16 protein-coding genes are annotated in these 17205 nt (G+C 47.3%); 13 read left to right on the top strand and 3 right to left on the bottom strand.

Features of this window, described 5'->3' with window-relative positions; genetic code table 11:
* Window positions 1–160: 160 nt before the first annotated feature.
* Together LRP49_RS21560 and truC are read left to right on the top strand one after the other, a co-directional pair.
* On the top strand, window positions 161–511 hold the full coding sequence (locus LRP49_RS21560) for a YqcC family protein (protein ID WP_274144872.1): 351 nt from the start codon (window positions 161–163) through the stop codon (window positions 509–511).
* Window positions 501–1232, top strand: a complete 732-nt coding sequence (gene truC, locus LRP49_RS21555) for a tRNA pseudouridine(65) synthase TruC (RefSeq protein ID WP_274144870.1) — start codon at window positions 501–503, stop codon at window positions 1230–1232. Before LRP49_RS21560 ends, truC begins: the two co-directional genes overlap by 11 nt.
* A 55-nt stretch (window positions 1233–1287) precedes the next feature.
* Here truC and LRP49_RS21550 read toward each other — a convergent pair whose 3' ends face one another.
* The 3 genes from LRP49_RS21550 to map all read right to left on the bottom strand — a co-directional run bounded on the left by LRP49_RS21550 (window position 1288) and on the right by map (window position 5315).
* Window positions 1288–1665, bottom strand: coding sequence for a DUF3461 family protein (locus tag LRP49_RS21550; RefSeq protein WP_274144868.1), 378 nt, complete (start codon window positions 1663–1665; stop codon window positions 1288–1290).
* A 164-nt stretch (window positions 1666–1829) separates the two neighbouring features.
* The gene (glnD, locus tag LRP49_RS21545; RefSeq protein WP_274144867.1) at window positions 1830–4451 is read right to left on the bottom strand and encodes a bifunctional uridylyltransferase/uridylyl-removing protein GlnD; all 2622 of its coding nucleotides are present in this window, start codon (window positions 4449–4451) and stop codon (window positions 1830–1832) included.
* 66 nt (window positions 4452–4517) lie between these two features.
* Window positions 4518–5315: a type I methionyl aminopeptidase gene (gene map / locus LRP49_RS21540; protein ID WP_274144866.1), complete on the bottom strand. Its 798-nt coding sequence runs from the start codon at window positions 5313–5315 to the stop codon at window positions 4518–4520.
* A 330-nt stretch (window positions 5316–5645) separates the two neighbouring features.
* Here map and rpsB point away from each other — a divergent pair, with 330 nt between their 5' ends.
* The 11 genes from rpsB to lpxD all read left to right on the top strand — a co-directional run bounded on the left by rpsB (window position 5646) and on the right by lpxD (window position 17100).
* Window positions 5646–6374 (top strand): 30S ribosomal protein S2, encoded by a 729-nt coding sequence (gene rpsB, locus LRP49_RS21535; RefSeq protein WP_274144864.1) that lies wholly within the window; start codon window positions 5646–5648, stop codon window positions 6372–6374.
* A 131-nt stretch (window positions 6375–6505) separates the two neighbouring features.
* On the top strand, window positions 6506–7348 hold the full coding sequence (tsf, locus tag LRP49_RS21530; RefSeq protein WP_274144863.1) for a translation elongation factor Ts: 843 nt from the start codon (window positions 6506–6508) through the stop codon (window positions 7346–7348).
* 87 nt (window positions 7349–7435) lie between these two features.
* Complete coding sequence (gene pyrH / locus LRP49_RS21525; RefSeq protein WP_274144862.1) at window positions 7436–8164, top strand: UMP kinase; 729 nt, start codon at window positions 7436–7438, stop codon at window positions 8162–8164.
* Window positions 8165–8221: 57 nt separating this feature from the next.
* Complete coding sequence (gene frr, locus LRP49_RS21520) at window positions 8222–8779, top strand: ribosome recycling factor (protein WP_274144861.1); 558 nt, start codon at window positions 8222–8224, stop codon at window positions 8777–8779.
* Window positions 8780–8854: 75 nt separating this feature from the next.
* Window positions 8855–9625, top strand: a complete 771-nt coding sequence (locus LRP49_RS21515; RefSeq protein WP_274144928.1) for an isoprenyl transferase — start codon at window positions 8855–8857, stop codon at window positions 9623–9625.
* Between the two features lie 10 nt (window positions 9626–9635).
* Entirely contained in the window at window positions 9636–10487 is an 852-nt protein-coding gene (locus tag LRP49_RS21510; protein ID WP_274144859.1) for a phosphatidate cytidylyltransferase, read from the top strand.
* Between the two features lie 65 nt (window positions 10488–10552).
* A complete protein-coding gene (gene ispC, locus LRP49_RS21505; RefSeq protein WP_274144858.1) occupies window positions 10553–11749 on the top strand; it encodes a 1-deoxy-D-xylulose-5-phosphate reductoisomerase in 1197 nt (398 codons plus the stop codon).
* Complete coding sequence (rseP, locus tag LRP49_RS21500; RefSeq protein ID WP_274144856.1) at window positions 11746–13101, top strand: sigma E protease regulator RseP; 1356 nt, start codon at window positions 11746–11748, stop codon at window positions 13099–13101. The genes ispC and rseP overlap by 4 nt, the downstream gene beginning before the upstream one ends.
* A gap of 33 nt (window positions 13102–13134) precedes the next feature.
* A complete protein-coding gene (gene bamA, locus LRP49_RS21495) occupies window positions 13135–15534 on the top strand; it encodes an outer membrane protein assembly factor BamA (RefSeq protein ID WP_274144854.1) in 2400 nt (799 codons plus the stop codon).
* 22 nt (window positions 15535–15556) lie between these two features.
* Entirely contained in the window at window positions 15557–16066 is a 510-nt protein-coding gene (locus LRP49_RS21490) for an OmpH/Skp family outer membrane protein (RefSeq protein ID WP_274144853.1), read from the top strand.
* Between the two features lie 8 nt (window positions 16067–16074).
* Window positions 16075–17100, top strand: a complete 1026-nt coding sequence (gene lpxD, locus LRP49_RS21485) for a UDP-3-O-(3-hydroxymyristoyl)glucosamine N-acyltransferase (RefSeq protein ID WP_274144851.1) — start codon at window positions 16075–16077, stop codon at window positions 17098–17100.
* The last annotated feature ends 105 nt before the right edge of the window (window positions 17101–17205 follow it).

Here is a 17205-nt window from a genome sequence, read left to right as displayed (position 1 = left end):
AAGTGGGTCAGTGTACTTGGATTTTCAAACGACCTGAAATTCTGCATGTTCAGTGTGTTTGTATATTGGTCACGAGTGTTTTCACTGACCTCGCTGTTTTTTGATATGCTTGCGCGGAATCTGATTTTCAACCCATACAGCGAAAGAAGAGAGTAATTTCATGAGCCAACACCAAAAAGTCGGTGCTTTGCTGCTTCAGCTTAGAGAGACGCTAGTGCAACACGGCCATTGGCAAAGTCAGGCACCTTCTGATGAAAAGCTCGCGAGCTCAGAGCCTTTTGCTGTAGATACCTTGTCGTGCACTGAATGGCTGCAATGGATATTCATCCCTAAGATGCAGTTTTTAGTCGACCATCATTTCCCTCTGCCTGACGCTTTCAATATCTCTCCTTATGTTGATGAAGCATTGAAAGGCGCAAACGGCCATTTAGAAATTACACAGGTAACAATGACCCTTGATGCCTTGATGCCTTGTTCAGCAGTGATAGTCAGTAAATACCATGCAAATTGAACTTGAAATTGTCTACCGCGATGAATGGCTCATTGCGGTGAATAAGCCTTCTGGCATGTTGGTCCACCGTTCATGGCTGGACAAAGGCGAAACCCGCTTTGTCATGCAGACATTACGTGATCAGATTGGACAGCACGTTTTTCCGCTTCATCGTTTAGACCGACCAACGTCGGGCGTCTTGTTGTTCGCGCTATCGTCTGAGATGGCGGCGGAAATGATGCCCAAATTCGCCGGACGTGACATTCACAAGACCTACCACGCGGTGGTGCGGGGATGGATACAAGATGGGGCGACGCTTGATTATCCGTTGAAGGAAGAGCTCGATAAAATCGCAGATAAAAAAGCGACGAAAGAACCGGAAGCGAAAGAAGCGATTACCGAATACATGCCTATTGCGCACGGTGAATTGCCAATCGCAATGGGGCGTTACCAAAGCTGTCGCTATACGCTGGTGGAAATGAAACCTCGCACCGGACGCAAGCACCAATTACGCCGACATATGCACCATCTGAGCCACCATATTGTGGGTGATGTGAACCATGGTGATGGCAGGCATAATCGCCTATTTAGGCAAGAGTTTGATTGCCACCAATTGCTTCTTCATGCCTCACGTACTGAGTTTACGCACCCAGTGACCAATGAAAAAGTGGTAGTTGAAGCTAGCGTTGACCCGGTATGGCGACGCGTGTTGGATGGCTTGGGTTGGCAAGATCAGCTTTAAGTGATCACAAATAAAAAAACCGCCAAATTGGCGGTTTTTTTTATTTGGAAACGATTTACAGTTTTTCCAGATCCGTCTCGATCTCGGCGATCTTGCTGGCGACCACTTTTTCTAAATGTCGTAGATCACGCAGAATCTTTTTCTTCACATCCTGTTCTGATTGGTCTCGACGGACAATTTTATCCAATTCATCCACAACCAGAGATAAACTACGATTAATTTCGGTGACTTCTCTGAAGCGGCCACTGCCGCTGTCAACGACGACATTCTTGCGTTGACGTGGGTATTTGAATTTTACGCTTTTGGCAAACAGTTCGCCTTTGGCTTTGTGAAAGTATATTTTCAGTGTGTCTGAATTCGCTTCCTGACGAAGGGTGTAGCGCTCAATGTTTTCTGGTTTTTCGATACCGATGTTTTTCAGATTCTGATACATAACTACCTCTCTTCGTCCACTCAGACCATGGTTTCAACTACTTACTGTTCACTTTAGCAGCACCAGCCGCTCACCCCCAATACCTAGAATGATCAAAGTCTGAGACTTGTGGAGGAGATCGACAGATATCCTAATTTACATTACAAGGCTAGTTGCATATTCCACTAATTGGGGTCATTCAAGGCATCAAATAGTGCTTCTTTTAATGCTTGCTGAGCTTCGTCACTTAATGCTTGGCGTTCACCATCGGTCACAATGAAAAAGTCTTCTGCTCGCTCCCCGATGGTGGTTATCTTTGCCGCTTGAAGAGAGACGCCTTGCTGGGCGAATGCCGCACCGACACGAGCCAAAAGACCGGGCTTGTCGAGGGCAACGAGTTCCAACAAGGTACGACGGCCTGTTCGAGTGGGTAAGAAAGTCACCTGTGTTTTTACGTTAAATGCCATTAGCTTTCGTGGTGCGCGTCTTACTGGAATGGTGATTTTTCCATCCTGCATAAGTGCATGCTGAACACCGTCTCGAATGGCATCGTGTCTATCTGATTGAATCGCCTCATTGTTGGCATCAAGTACCATAAAGGTATCAAGCGTAAAGCCGTCTTTGCTTGTCATGATTTGTGCGTCGTGAACACTCAGGTTTTTCTTATCCAGAGCTGCAACCACGCGAGCGAAAAGGCTAGGTTTGTCTTCACTGTAGACAAATATCTCGGTGCCACCTCGTGTGGCATTTTTACTCACAAGGACAAGTGGTTCCACACCATCATGATTCAGTATATGTTCGCTGTGCCATGCAATTTGCTTGTGTGTATGTCGAAGGAAATAGTCGGCTTTAAAGCGTTGCCATACCAGCTCAATATCGCGCGGTGCAAAGCCATGCTTACGTAGAATAGCAGCGGCTAAGTGTTGGTTGTGGCGAATACGTTCTCGAACATCTGGTGGATTCTCTAAACCGCGGCGCAACGCTTTTTGGGTCGAATAATAAAGCTCAGCGAGCAAGGTGCGTTTCCAACTGTTCCAAAGTTCTGGGTTGGTGGCGTTAATGTCAGCGACGGTTAGGCATATGAGGTAATCCAACCGCTCTTCATCTCGAACTTTTTGGGCAAATTCAGTGATGACTTCGGGGTCATAAATATCACGGCGCTGCGCAGTCACTGACATCAGTAAGTGGTTACCTACCAGCCAACTGACAAGGTTGGCTTCTGGGCGTGAAAACCCGTGATCTATACAAAAAGCATACGCCTCTTTGGCACCAATTTCGGAGTGGTCACCGCCGCGACCTTTACCTATGTCGTGGAATATCGCAGCCAGTAAAAGAAGTTCTGGTTTAGCCAGGCGCGGCAATACGTCACAGCAAATAGGGTGTTTATCGCGATTTTCTTCCTGCGCAAAACGGTTGATGTGTTTCAGCAGACGGACTGTATGTTCATCAACGGTATAGGCATGAAATAAATCAAACTGCATCTGACCGACAATTTGGCTCCACTGTGGCAAGTAAGCCGAAAGCACACCGTGTTTGTGCATGAGCGAGAATGCTTTGTGTAAGGCATTGGGATGGCGAGCTAGTGCTATGAACTTGTCTTTAGCCTCAGGAATGTCACAAAGGAAACGGCTCAATCTACGACGGGCTGTGCGAAGTTGGCGTAAGGTAGGCGCAGAGATTGATTCAATCGATTTGTCATTGGCGATATGCAAAAACATATCAATGATCGTATCTGGGCGAGCTTGAAATAGGGCTGGTTTTCGCGCTTCAATTTGACGACCTTTGCGCTGGAAGTCATCGCTCAGTATTTCTATTTTCTTATTGTCCGGTTCGTCATTGATTTCCAATTCGAACAAACGAATGAGCATTTTGTTGAGTTCAGATACCCGCCCTAATGTACGGTAGAAATCCTTCATCATGAGCTCGATACCACGATTTCCTTCTCCGTGATAGCCAAGCGTTTCAGCCACTGACGGTTGGTGAGAGAATGTTAGGCGGTTGTCGTAGCGGCGAAGTTCTAAGTGCAAGGCAAAGCGGATACGCCAAAGAACAGTTTGGCATTCGTCGAGCTCTCGAAATTCAGCATCTGTCAGGAAGCCATATTTGCTCATTTCTCGAAGGCTGGTGGCACCGAAGTGGCGTCGGGCAATCCAACTCAATGTGTGAATGTCACGAAGGCCACCAGGACTGGATTTGATGTCAGGTTCAAGGTTGTACGCTGTGTCATGGTAGCGAGCATGCCTGTCTACTTGCTCTTTCACTTTCGCTTTGAAAAAACGCTCGCTCGGCCAGAAATGTTCGGAATGAACGCGATTTTTTAAGTCGTGATAGATGCGCTCACTACCACAGAGTAATCGTGCTTCTTGAAGGTTGGTTGCTACCGTTAAATCGTCTAGACCCACATCCATGCACTCTGCCAAGGTGCGCACGCTGTGCCCGACTTCTAGCTTTAAATCCCATAAGAGTGTGACAAATTCACTGATGCGTTCTTGATACTGCTTGTCGATCCGACCTTCGCTAAGGATCAATAAGTCAATGTCAGATAATGGGTGCAGCTCACGACGTCCGTAGCCCCCTACTGCAATCAATGACAGGTTAGGGTGATGGTCGAAGCCATAATGTAGCCAAAGTCGCGCGAGCAGTGCGTCCATAAAGTCTGAACGTGCATAAACGAGATCATTGACGGAACCGTGGTTGAGAAATGCCGCTTTTTGCTGCTCGCCGAAAAGTGCCAGCTGGTGTTTGAGGGTTTGTAGTTCCAACTGATCTGCAGTCAGGTCTTCTGGGGAGAGCAAAACGTCGTTCATCGTCTTCCTTGTCGTACAATTTAAAAAAAGTCGGCACCGAGGCCGACTTTAGTTGTTTTTAGCGTGTTAAGCGTTGTTCAAAATTCGAGGCAGCGACTCGTCGCTTCGCAGGGTCAGAATTTCACAACCGTTGTCGGTAACGACAATGGTGTGTTCCCACTGCGCCGATTTCTTCCCATCGATGGTATAAACTGTCCAGCCATCATCTTCATCTAGAACAGTGCCGAATTTACCAGCGTTGATCATAGGTTCAATGGTGAAGCACATACCCGGTTTCATTACCGTGCGGTCACTGTTTTTGTAGTGAACCACTTGCGGTTCTTCATGAAACTCTGCACCGATACCGTGGCCACAGTAGTCTTTTACAATGGAGTAGCGGCGAGGGCGGTTTTTGATGAATTTTTGGATTTCCGTGCCCAAATCACCAATGCGCGCACCTGGTTTTACTTTTTTCAGTGCTTGGTAAAGGCTTTCTTGAGCAACATGGCAAAGGGCTTTGTCTTCTGCTGACACTTCACCTACCAAGAACATTTTTGAGGTATCGCCGTGGTAACCATCTTTAATCACGGTGATATCAATGTTCACGATGTCGCCATCTTTCAGTACATCGCCTTCACATGGAATGCCGTGACATACAATGTGGTTGATTGATGTACAAATTGACTTAGGGAAACCATGGTAATTTAGCGGTGCTGGGATCGCTTCTTGGGTTTCCGTGATGTACTTGTGGCAGATGTCGTCCAGCTCTTTGGTGGTCACGCCAGCTTTGACGTGAGGCTCAATCATTTCCAATACGTCGGCTGCAAGGCGACCGGCTACACGCATTTTTTCAATTTCTTCAGCCGTTTTTATTTTGGCGCTCATTGCTTTCTCTCGGTTAGCTCCCTCGTCATTGATAGTTATCTCAACGAGGAAATGTATGACTGCATTTAATACATATTATCAATCGCATCGCCATGTGGGAACCGTGAGAGAGAAAGAGGCTACTTTTTTCTACTGGATTCAGAGGTGGTTTTCATGGTATAAAGCGCGCCGAAATACGCCTTCATGGTTAATCTTGAAAACAGGTTCTATGATGACGGTTTCACTAAAGACTATTTAATTAACTCACACACGTATCGACACATGCGCCGGGGTGCCCTTAAGGGTCGGCAGTATGGGATATGTGGAGGCCTAACCCCAAGAGGATGTAAAATGGCTACTGTTTCAATGCGCGACATGCTTAAAGCTGGTGTTCACTTCGGTCACCAAACTCGTTACTGGAACCCTAAGATGAAACCTTTCATCTTCGGTGCACGTAACAAGGTTCATATCATCAACCTAGAAAAAACTGTACCAATGTTCAACGACGTACTGGCTGAGCTGACCAAAGTTGGTGAGCGTAAAGGTAAAGTACTTTTCGTTGGTACTAAGCGTGCCGCTAGCGAATCTGTAAAAGCAGCTGCAGAAAGCTGTGATCAGTACTACGTGAACAACCGTTGGTTGGGCGGTATGCTGACTAACTGGAAAACTGTTCGCCAGTCAATCAAACGTCTGAAAGATCTAGAAGTTCAATCTACTGACGGTACTTTCGAGAAGCTGACTAAGAAAGAAGCTCTGATGCGTACTCGTGAGATGGAAAAACTAGAGAAATCTCTGGGCGGTATCAAGAACATGGGCGGTCTGCCAGACGCATTGTTCGTAATCGATGCTGATCACGAGCACATCGCGATCAAAGAAGCGAACAACCTGGGTATCCCAGTATACGCAGTAGTTGATACTAACTCTGATCCAGACGGCGTTGACTTCGTTATCCCAGGTAACGACGACGCAATCCGTGCTGTTCAACTGTACCTGAACGCTGCTGCTCTTTCTTACAAAGAAGGCCGTAGCCAGGACATCGTTGCTCAAGCAGAAGACGAGCTGGTTGAAGTAGCTGAGTAAGACAACTGCTCCTTATGAGCGTTCTTAGCCATCAGACTGTCATAGACAGCACTGTAAGCTAAGTAGGTTAGCAGGGGCCCAATATTGGCCCCTGATTTTTACCCTAATTGTTTCGAATCGAGGAATGAACAATGGCTGTTACCGCTGCCCTGGTAAAAGAACTGCGCGAACGCACTGGCGCAGGCATGATGGAATGTAAGAAAGCGCTGGTAGAAACTGACGGCGACATCGAGCTGGCAATTGAAAACATGCGTAAGTCTGGTGCTGCTAAAGCTGCTAAGAAAGCAGGTAACCTAGCTGCTGAAGGCGCAATCATCATCAAAGAAACTGATGGTGTTGCAGCTCTGGTAGAAGTTAACTGCCAAACTGACTTCGTAGCAAAAGACGGTAACTTCACTGCATTCGCAAACGAAGTTGCTGAAGCTGCTCTAGCGTCAAAAGCAACTGTTGAAGAACTGCAAGCGCAATTCGAAGAAGCGCGTGTTGCTCTGGTTGCTAAAATCGGTGAAAACATCTCTATCCGTCGCGTAGCATACGTTGAAGGTACAGCGATTGCTTCTTACCGTCACGGTGAGCGCATCGGTGTTGTTGTTGCTGGTGAAGGCGACGCAGAAACTCTGAAGCACATCGCAATGCACGTTGCTGCATCTCGTCCAGAGTACGTGAACCCATCTGATGTTCCGGCTGACGTAGTTGCTAAAGAGCGCGAAGTTCAAGTTGAAATCGCAATGAACGAAGGCAAGCCTAAAGAAATCGCTGAAAAGATGGTTGAAGGCCGCATGAAGAAGTTCACTGGCGAAGTTTCACTGACTGGCCAACCTTTCATCATGGAACCTAAGAAAACTGTAGGCGAAATCCTGAAAGAAAAAGGCGCGTCAGTATCTACTTTCATCCGCCTAGAAGTGGGTGAAGGTATTGAGAAAGCAGCAGGCATGAGCTTCGCTGAAGAAGTTGCAGCCGCTCAGAAAGGTTAATCCCTCTTTGAGAACCCAAAAGACCGCAGAACCCTGCGGTCTTTTTACAATCCCATCCGTAGAAGTAAGTGCCTAAAGGTAGTGAGCATGACTACAAATCCAAAACCAGCCTATCAACGAATTTTGTTAAAATTGAGCGGCGAAGCGCTCCAAGGAAAAGAAGGCTTCGGTATCGATCCAGCTGTACTTGATCGTATGGCGCAAGAAATCAAAGAACTGGTAGAACTTGGTGTTCAAGTTGGCCTGGTAATTGGTGGTGGTAACCTATTCCGCGGTGCAGGTCTTGCCGAAGCGGGTATGAACAGGGTTGTGGGCGACCACATGGGTATGCTGGCGACTGTGATGAACGGTCTGGCAATGCGTGATGCACTGCATCGTGCCTATGTGAACGCGCGGGTAATGTCGGCAATTCCTTTGAATGGCGTGTGTGACAGCTATAACTGGGCTGAAGCAATCAGCCAGCTGCGCAATGGCCGCGTGGTGATTTTCTCTGCGGGTACAGGTAACCCATTCTTCACCACTGACTCAGCAGCATGTCTGCGTGGCATCGAAATCGAGTCAGATATCGTGATTAAAGCAACGAAAGTTGATGGTGTGTTCACTGATGACCCAGCGAAGAACCCAGAAGCAGAGCTATACAGCCACCTGACTTACCAAGACGTTCTTGAAAAAGAACTGAAAGTGATGGACTTGGCAGCCTTCACTCTGGCTCGCGATCACAAGATGCCTATCCGTGTTTTCAACATGAATAAGCCGGGCGCGTTGCGCCGAGTTGTGATGGGTGAGCAAGAAGGCACACTAATTAATAACGGTTAATCAAAATTAGTGGCATAATTCCACTCGTTAGAAAAAAGAATCTTCAAGGATACTCTCGTGATCAATGAAATTAACGCAGATGCGAAAGATCGCATGCAAAAAAGCGTTGAAGCGCTGAAGAACACCTTAACTAAAATCCGTACTGGCCGTGCTCACCCTGCACTGCTGGATGGTCTATCTGTAGACTACTACGGCTCAGCGACTCCGCTTAAGCAACTGGCTTCAATCGTTGCAGAAGACGCACGTACACTGGCGATTACTGTATTCGACAAGTCAATCACTCAGGCTGTTGAAAAAGCGATCATGACCTCAAGCTTGGGTCTGAACCCTATGTCTGCAGGCACTGTTATTCGCGTACCATTGCCACCGTTGACTGAAGAGCGTCGTCGCGATTTGGTTAAAATCGTACGTGGTGAAGCTGAAGGTGGTCGTGTTGCAGTACGTAACATCCGTCGTGACGCGAACAGTGACCTTAAAGGTCTGTTGAAAGATAAAGAGATTTCTGAAGACGACGAGCGTCGTGGTCAAGACGATATCCAGAAGCTGACCGACGCGGCAGTAAAAGAAATTGACGCGATTCTTGATGCGAAAGAAAAAGAGTTGATGGAAGTATAATTCCGGCTACACTCTGATTCCATTGCCAAAGCGCTGTGCTAGCAGTACAGCGCTTTTTATTTGCGAAGGATAATGATGAGCTCCCAGTCTTCCTATCTAGAAATAGACACCAACCTTCTCCCTAAACATATTGCTGTCATCATGGACGGTAATGGTCGTTGGGCGAAAGCGCGCGGTAAAGCCCGAATGTTTGGGCACAAAGCCGGCGTTGACGCTGTCAGAAAAACAGTTTCCGCTGCGAACCGTCTTGGTATTAAAGTTCTTACACTTTTTGCGTTCAGTAGTGAAAATTGGCGTCGTCCCGAAGAAGAAGTCAGCTTGCTGATGGAGTTATTTGTCACCGTTTTGGGACGTGAAGTGAAACGTCTTCACAAAACTGGTGTGAAGCTCAAAGTTATTGGCGACACTACGCGATTCAGTAAATCGCTACAGGATAAGATTGCTTCAGCGGAAGCATTGACCGCAAACAATACAGGTTTAGTGTTGAATGTGGCCGCTAACTACGGTGGTCAATGGGATATACTGCAATCAGTTCAAACGCTGGCCCGTCAGATTGAACGTGGCGAACTGACACCTGAGCAATTGACTGAAGCTGATATAAGCGCACATTTAACAACTGCAAGCATGCCCAATGTTGATCTGATGATTCGCACCAGCGGAGAATGTCGAATCAGTAACTTTATGCTTTGGCAGGCTGCATATGCTGAGTTGTATTTTACCGACGAATTTTGGCCGGATTTTGATGAGGTCAGCCTCTCTGAAGCCATTGCTTGGTATGTAAGCCGCGAGCGACGTTTTGGTTGCACCGGTGAGCAAATCCAGGCCATGTTACAAGTAGAAAAATAGAGGGTCTCCTTTGCTGAAACAACGTGTACTAACGGCGTCTGTGCTAGCACCAATCGTTATCGCAGCGATATTCTTTTTGCCGTTACCCTTTTTTATTGTCGCCATCGCTGGCGTGACGCTTCTTGGTCATTGGGAATGGACCAAGTTTGTGGCGTCATCTTCGCGCTTCAAAGCGCTTGTTTTGCCTTCACTGATTTTACTGGCGTCACTCATTGGCCTCTGGCCCGTGACTCAATCAGGGTTAAATCTCTCTGGCATTAATGGCAGTTTACTGGCGTTAATTGGTGCAATTTGGTGGCTTGTTGCTACCGCGATGGTGCTGAAATACCCGAAAGCGACCTCGTGGTGGTCGAATAACGCGTTATTGCAGCAAATGTTTGGTGTGCTCACGCTCGTACCATTTCTTTGGAGTGTGTCGATTCTTAGGGCCTATGAGTACGACAACGCGCCATTTCTTGGTGCAAAAATGGTTCTCCTTGTTTGCTTGCTCGTTTGGTCTGCTGACACTGGCGCGTATTTCGCAGGTAAACGATTTGGCAAACGCAAAATGGCACCAGCAGTAAGCCCAAACAAAACAATGGAAGGTCTGATTGGCGGCTTAATCGCTTCAGTCGGTGTTACGCTCGTAGCAGCAAAGGGATTTTCAATTCCATTCTCCTCCCTTCCAATGCTTGGCGTCGTTGCTCTAATCACCGCTTTTGCTTCAGTGCTGGGTGATTTAGCAGAAAGTATGTTTAAGCGCGTTGCTGGCGTGAAAGACAGTGGCAGCATTCTTCCTGGACACGGCGGTATTTTAGATCGAATTGATAGCTTAACCGCTGCATTTCCGGTCTTCACTGTGTTGTATTTCTGGCTAGCATAATGAGCTCACCGGCAATTTGCCGGTGACGTTTATCTGTGACAGCGAATTTTTAAACTGAGTTTTCTATGCGTAAGTTAACGATTCTTGGTGCGACTGGTTCGATTGGAAGCAGCACGCTTTCAGTGGTTGAAAAGAATCCTCAAGCCTACGAAGTGTTTGCATTAGCGGCTAACGCCAATGTGAATGAAATGATCCTACTGTGCTTGAAGTGGAAGCCAGCGTTTGCCGCTATGGCTGACGAAAGCGCAGCGAAATCACTGCGTTTGGCTCTCAGTAATCAAGGCTGCCCGACAGAAGTGTTGAGCGGTGAAGCGGGTTTATGTGCATTGGCGTCTCATGAGGATGTTGATACGGTTATGGCTGCTGTTGTAGGGGCTGCTGGCCTTATACCTACCATGGCTGCTGTTAAAGCGGGAAAACGCGTCTTGCTGGCCAACAAAGAGGCTCTGGTGATGTCAGGGCAGTTCTTTATCGATGCGGTTCATCAGTATGGCGCAGAATTGTTGCCTGTAGACAGTGAACACAATGCGATTTTCCAATGCCTGCCTACGTCTATTCAGAAACAACCCGGTATTTGCGACCTCAATGCTGAAGGCGTGAGCAAAATCCTACTCACTGGCTCCGGTGGTCCTTTCCGCTATACCGATATCGATGTACTTTCCACCGTCACACCTGCCCAGGCTATCGCGCATCCAAATTGGTCGATGGGGCCTAAAATATCTGTCGACTCAGCGACTATGATGAATAAAGGCCTTGAGTACATCGAGGCGCGTTGGTTGTTCAATGCTAAGCGAGAGCAACTGGATGTCATTATCCATCCACAGTCAGTCATCCACTCAATGGTTCAATATCGTGATGGGTCAGTTCTCGCTCAGATGGGCCACCCTGATATGTGCACCCCAATCGCTTATGCGATGGCTTATCCGTCTCGCATTGACGCGGGTGTAAAACCGCTGGATTTCAGTGAGGTTGGGGAATTTACGTTTATCAAACCTGACTTCAATCGTTACCCGTGCTTAAAATTAGCGATCGATGCTTGCTACGCAGGACAAGCTGCCACCACAACCCTCAATGCGGCTAACGAAATTTCAGTGGAAGCGTTCCTGCAAGGACATATTGGCTTCATGCAAATCGCACAAATTAATGACGCTGTGTTGCAAGAAGCAGAACTGAAAGAACCTTCTTGTTTGGATAGCCTTTTGGCGATAGATAACCACGCTCGTCTGTTGGCGAAAAACTGGGTCATGAGGTTGGCATCATGAGTGGCGTTCTTTGGAACCTTTTATTTTTCTTAGTTGCGTTAGGTGTTTTGATTGCAGTTCACGAGTATGGCCATTTTTGGGTTGCTCGTCGATGCGGCGTTAAAGTCGAGCGCTTTTCCATTGGTTTTGGCAAAGCTATTTGGCAAAAAGTGGGTAAAGACGGCACGGAATATACGCTGGCAATGATCCCACTTGGCGGTTATGTAAAAATGCTGGATGGTCGCGTGGATGACATTCCAGCTGGCGAAGAGCCTCGTGCTTTTAACAATCGTCCGCTGTGGCAGCGAAGTGCAATTGTGGCGGCTGGACCGATTGCGAATTTCCTGTTTGCCATTTTTGCCTACTGGATTGTCATGATCATGGGTGTGCCTGCCGTTAAACCCGTTGTTGGTGACGTAGCGCAACATTCTATTGCTGCTAGCGCAGGAATTGAGCCTGGCATGGAACTTACTGCGGTGTCGGGCATCAAAACTCGGGATTGGGAATCGGTAAATCTGCAGCTTATTTCACATATTGGTGATGATGAAATGACGCTGTCAGTGAAACCGGACGACAATGCCGCCTACTCGGTAGATAAATCGTTAGATTTAACCACTTGGTCCTATGACCCAGAGTCTCAGTCCGCGTTACGTACGTTAGGCATTACACCTTTTACCCCTGCAATATCGACAACGATAGCGCAAGTTGTTGAAAGCAGTGCAGCACAACGGGCGGGACTTCAAGCTGGGGATGAGTTACAAAGTATCAATGGTCAACCAGTGACAGACTGGGCCTCGATTGTTGAGGCTGTCCGGGCACATCCAGGACAGAATATTGCGTTAGGGGTTAAAAGGGCAGGCGAAAACGTCAACGTCAATTTAGTGCCTGATACACGCGAACAAGGTAAAGCTAAAATTGGTTATGCGGGCTTCTCTCCGGAAGTTGCACCTTGGCCAGCTTCTTACCAGTTTACGTTGCAATATGGCCCGTTAGATGCAATCCCGGCTGCAATGGATAAAACCTGGCAGGTCGTGGTTCTGACGGCGCAAATGATTAAAAAGCTTTTCACTGGCGATGTCGCTGTGAAAAACTTGAGCGGTCCGATTTCTATTGCCAAAGGGGCAGGGATGACCGCCGACTTTGGTTTGGTATACTTTCTTGGTTTTCTCGCTTTGATCAGCGTGAATTTGGGTATTATTAACCTTTTACCGTTACCTGTTCTCGATGGTGGTCACCTGTTGTTTTTCGGTATTGAAGCCGTGACGCGTAGACCCGTTCCAGAGAAAGTCCAGGATATCGGTTACCGAGTTGGCTCAGCCATTATCGTGGTACTGATGGCCGTTGCGATTTTTAATGACGTCGCACGGCTGTAAATCAGCGTTTAGCAAGGAAAAGTCAGAGCAACAATGGCGATGAAAAAACTTTTACTGGCCTCACTCTTATTCTCGGGCTCTGTTACGGCTAACCAGTTCGTAGTGGATGACATTCAATTTGAGGGCCTACAGCGTGTCAGCTTAGGTGCGGCACTTCTGGCTATGCCTGTGCGCGTCGGCGACAGCATTAGCGATAGCGATGTCGCGGAAATTATCAAATCTCTGTTTTCAACGGGTAACTTCGAGAACGTTCGTGTATTCCGAGATGGTGACGATCTGGTCGTCAAAGTTATCGAACGTCCTACCATCGCGAGTGTTTCATTTTCTGGTAACAGTGCCATTAAAGACGAGATGCTCCAAGAGAACCTTTCTGCATCCGGACTGCGTGTTGGCGAAGCCCTTGATCGCACCAAACTGTCAAATATTGAGCAGGGTCTGGAAGACTTCTATTACAGCGTAGGTAAATACAATGCGCTAGTGAGCACTGTGATTACGCCACTTCCTCGTAATCGTGCCGATGTGAAGTTTGTGTTCACTGAAGGTGTCTCTGCGACCATTCAACAAATCAACTTTATTGGCAACAAGGTCTTTTCAGATGACGAGTTGAAGTCTAACTTCAAGCTCCGTGCAGATGTTCCTTGGTGGAATTTCCTTGCGAATGAAAAATACCAGAAACAAGCGTTGGCTGGCGACCTAGAAGCCCTGCGCTCTTTCTACCTAAACCGTGGTTATCTTAAGTTTCGCGTCGAGTCGACAAACGTATCGATTTCACCCGATAAAAAAGGTGTCTACATCACCTTGAATATCGATGAAGGCGAACCGTATACCGTGTCCGGTGTATCTTTCCGAGGTGGAAAAGACAGTTCGCAATATGAAAAGCTGGTGACATTTAAAGACGGTGATGTTTACAACGGTCAACGTGTAACAGCACTTGAAGATGCCATTAAGAAAACCTTGGGTGAGCAAGGCTATGCTTATCCTCAGGTTACGACAATTCCAGAATTCAATGATGATGCAAAAACGGTCGCATTGAATATTAATATCGACCCTGGTAAGCGTGTTTACGTTAGAAATATCCGATTTTCTGGCAACCAAACAACCCGAGATGAAGTGTTGCGCCGTGAAATGCGCCAGATGGAAGGCTCTTGGTTGAATGCCAAATCGGTAGAAACCAGTAAAGAACGTCTTAACCGTCTGGGTTACTTTGAAACGGTAGATGTGCGCACTACCCGCGTGCCGGGTACTGATGATCAGGTTGACGTTGAGTACGTGGTAAAAGAAACGAACTCAGGTAGCGTTAACTTTGGTATAGGTTACGGTACTGAGTCTGGCATTAGTTTCCAAGCGGGTATTCAGCAAGATAACTTTGCGGGTACGGGTAATCGCTTTGGTATCAATGCGATGATCAACAGTTACCAGAAGAACCTGACGTTGGATTATCGTGACCCATACTGGACCCTCGATGGGATCAGCTTGGGTGGCAAGATTTTCTACAACGAGTTTGAAGCATCAGACGCGAATATCGTTGACTATACCGATAAAAGCTATGGTACTAGCCTGACATGGGGTTTCCCATTCGATGAATTGAACTACTTCGATTTTTCAATAGGTTATACGCACCGACAAATCGAAAATTTGGGTGGTTACTACCAAATTGAGAAGTTCCTGGATTCTATGGGAGACAGCGTAACTGATAACGGGGGCCTAGAAGTCGATGACTTTGATTGGTCGGCGAGCTGGACACGTAACAACTTAAACCGAGGCTTCTTCCCGACTGCGGGTAATTACCAGCGTGCTTCTTTCAGTATGACGGTGCCAGGCTCTGATGCGCAGTACTTTAAACTCCAGTACGACGCTCGCCAGTATATTCCATTGACTGAATCACACGACTTTTCAGTGTTGCTCCGTGGACGCTTAGGCTACGGTAACGGTTATGGTAGCAATGGTGAAGACGATTATCTGTTGCCATTCTATGAGAACTTCTATGCAGGTGGTTTTTCCACATTGCGTGGTTTCCGTTCTAATACGGCGGGTCCAAAAGCAGTTTATAATCAGGGCGCAGGTAATAACCCTGGATTGGTTGGCAGCAATGATTCCGTGGGTGGTAACGCAACGGCTCTGGCGAGTGTAGAGTTGATCTTCCCGACGCCATTTGTTTCTGCTGACGTGAGAAATTCGATTCGAACCAGTGTCTTTGTTGATGCGGCATCTGTTTGGGATACGGAATACGATTTAAATGACGCGCGTGTCATAAGTGGCCAAGAATATATCTATGACTACAGCGACCCAACAAACTATCGCGCGTCTTATGGTGCGGCACTGCAATGGCGTTCGCCGATGGGACCATTGGTATTCTCTGTAGCTAAACCAATTAAGAGCTTTGAAGGTGATGACGAGGAATTCTTCACCTTTACCATTGGCCGTACGTTCTGATTTTCAATATTAGGAGAAAAACTTGAAACCATTTATCAAAGCGGCAGGCCTTAGCCTAGTGATCGCCACCTCAAGTATGTTTGCTCACGCGGCTGAAGCGGCGCAAAAAATTGGTTACGTAGCGACCGGGCCTCTGATGGCTCAGCTTGCCAAGCAAAGCAACGTACAGGAAAAACTACGCGTTGAGTTTAAAGATCGAATCGCTAAAATTGAGCGCCTCGAAGCGAAAATGAAAAAAGACCTCGATAAGCTCAAGCGCAATGGCGAACTGATGAGCGATGATGAGCGCGTTAAATTGCAACGTGGTCTTCAATCGATGGATGCTGAGCTGAAACTAGAAGTAACCAATCTTCGCGAAGATCAGCAAAAGCGTGGCGCAGAAGAGCAGCGCAAACTGGCGGAAAGAATTCAGAAAGCCATCGAATCTGTAGCGAAAAAAGAAGGCTACAACATGGTGTTGGATCGTCAGGTTGTTCACTATGCTAGCCCGAAAGACGATATCTCTGAGAAAGTACTTAAAGCAGTAAAATAAGGTAGAAAATGGCTTCTATTACTCTCGCTGATTTAGCGGAAAAACTGGGTGCAGAATTGCACGGTGATGGTAGCGTCACAATCAGTTCAATTGCGGGAATGGACAAGGCAGTTGAGGGTCAGATTACCTTCTTGTCTAGCAGCAAATACCGTAAACACCTTGCGGAATGCAAGGCGAGCGCAGTGATGGTCAAGGAAGCCGACCTCGCTTATTGCAATGGCAACACTCTGGTGATGCGTGACCCTTACTTGGGTTACGCATTGACCGCACAGTTGTTGGACACTACCCCTGCATGTGCCACTGACATTGCGCCGAGTGCTTATGTTTCGCCGACTGCGATTCTGGGTGAAGGTGTGTCTGTTGGTCACAATGCAGTAGTTGAAGATGGTGTGATCCTAGGCGACAACGTACAAATTGGTGCGGGTTGTTTTGTGGGTAAGAATGCCTCATTGGGAGCAAATTCTCGCCTTTGGGCAAATGTGAGCATTTATCACAATGTTCGCATTGGAGAATCTTGCTTGATTCAATCGGGAACGGTAATTGGTTCCGATGGTTTCGGTTATGCCAATGACAAAGGTCGTTGGGTGAAAATACCGCAAGTGGGCACGGTTGTTATTGGTGATCGTGTGGAAATTGGTGCATGTACCACTATTGACCGTGGCGCATTGGATGACACCATCATCTCTGACGGCGTGATAATCGACAATCAGTGCCAAATCGCGCATAATGTGCAGATCGGTGAAAATACCGCCATCGCTGGCGCAACCGTTATGGCGGGCAGCCTTAAAGTCGGCAAGCACTGTATTATTGGTGGTGCATGTGTCTTTAACGGCCATATGGAAATCACAGATGGTGTTACTATCACCGGCATGGCAATGGTGATGCGTCCAATCACTGAGCCAGGTATGTATTCTTCGGGTATCCCTCTTCAAACGAATAGAGAGTGGCGCAAAACTGCGGCACGCGTTATGAAGATCGAAGACATGCACAAACGATTGAAAGCCGTTGAAAAACAGCTAGAAGACAGCGAGTAACTTCCTGTTTCTGATGGCCTACTCTGGTGGCACACGGCGTATTGAGTTGTCCTCAGTTTGACCGTGGTCTGCAGCGTGGGCCATTTTGCATTATCAACGACTAAA

It is taken from the genome of Enterovibrio qingdaonensis, from assembly GCF_028683135.1.
Taxonomy (GTDB): Bacteria; Pseudomonadota; Gammaproteobacteria; order Enterobacterales; family Vibrionaceae; genus Enterovibrio; species Enterovibrio qingdaonensis.
This window is presented reverse-complemented; position numbering and strand designations above follow the sequence as displayed.

Excerpts from the sequence above, each read along its gene's own strand:
- rseP (WP_274144856.1), top strand. The coding sequence starts at position 11,746 with ATGAGTGGCGTTCTTTGGAACCTTTTATTTTTCTTAGTTGCGTTAGGT.
- truC (WP_274144870.1), top strand. The coding sequence starts at position 501 with ATGCAAATTGAACTTGAAATTGTCTACCGCGATGAATGGCTCATTGCG.
- rpsB (WP_274144864.1), top strand. The coding sequence starts at position 5,646 with ATGGCTACTGTTTCAATGCGCGACATGCTTAAAGCTGGTGTTCACTTC.
- map (WP_274144866.1), bottom strand. The coding sequence starts at position 5,315 with ATGAGCGCCAAAATAAAAACGGCTGAAGAAATTGAAAAAATGCGTGTA.
- lpxD (WP_274144851.1), top strand. The coding sequence starts at position 16,075 with ATGGCTTCTATTACTCTCGCTGATTTAGCGGAAAAACTGGGTGCAGAA.
- LRP49_RS21515 (WP_274144928.1), top strand. The coding sequence starts at position 8,855 with ATGAGCTCCCAGTCTTCCTATCTAGAAATAGACACCAACCTTCTCCCT.
- tsf (WP_274144863.1), top strand. The coding sequence starts at position 6,506 with ATGGCTGTTACCGCTGCCCTGGTAAAAGAACTGCGCGAACGCACTGGC.
- bamA (WP_274144854.1), top strand. The coding sequence starts at position 13,135 with ATGGCGATGAAAAAACTTTTACTGGCCTCACTCTTATTCTCGGGCTCT.
- LRP49_RS21560 (WP_274144872.1), top strand. The coding sequence starts at position 161 with ATGAGCCAACACCAAAAAGTCGGTGCTTTGCTGCTTCAGCTTAGAGAG.
- ispC (WP_274144858.1), top strand. The coding sequence starts at position 10,553 with ATGCGTAAGTTAACGATTCTTGGTGCGACTGGTTCGATTGGAAGCAGC.
- pyrH (WP_274144862.1), top strand. The coding sequence starts at position 7,436 with ATGACTACAAATCCAAAACCAGCCTATCAACGAATTTTGTTAAAATTG.
- LRP49_RS21550 (WP_274144868.1), bottom strand. The coding sequence starts at position 1,665 with ATGTATCAGAATCTGAAAAACATCGGTATCGAAAAACCAGAAAACATT.
- glnD (WP_274144867.1), bottom strand. The coding sequence starts at position 4,451 with ATGAACGACGTTTTGCTCTCCCCAGAAGACCTGACTGCAGATCAGTTG.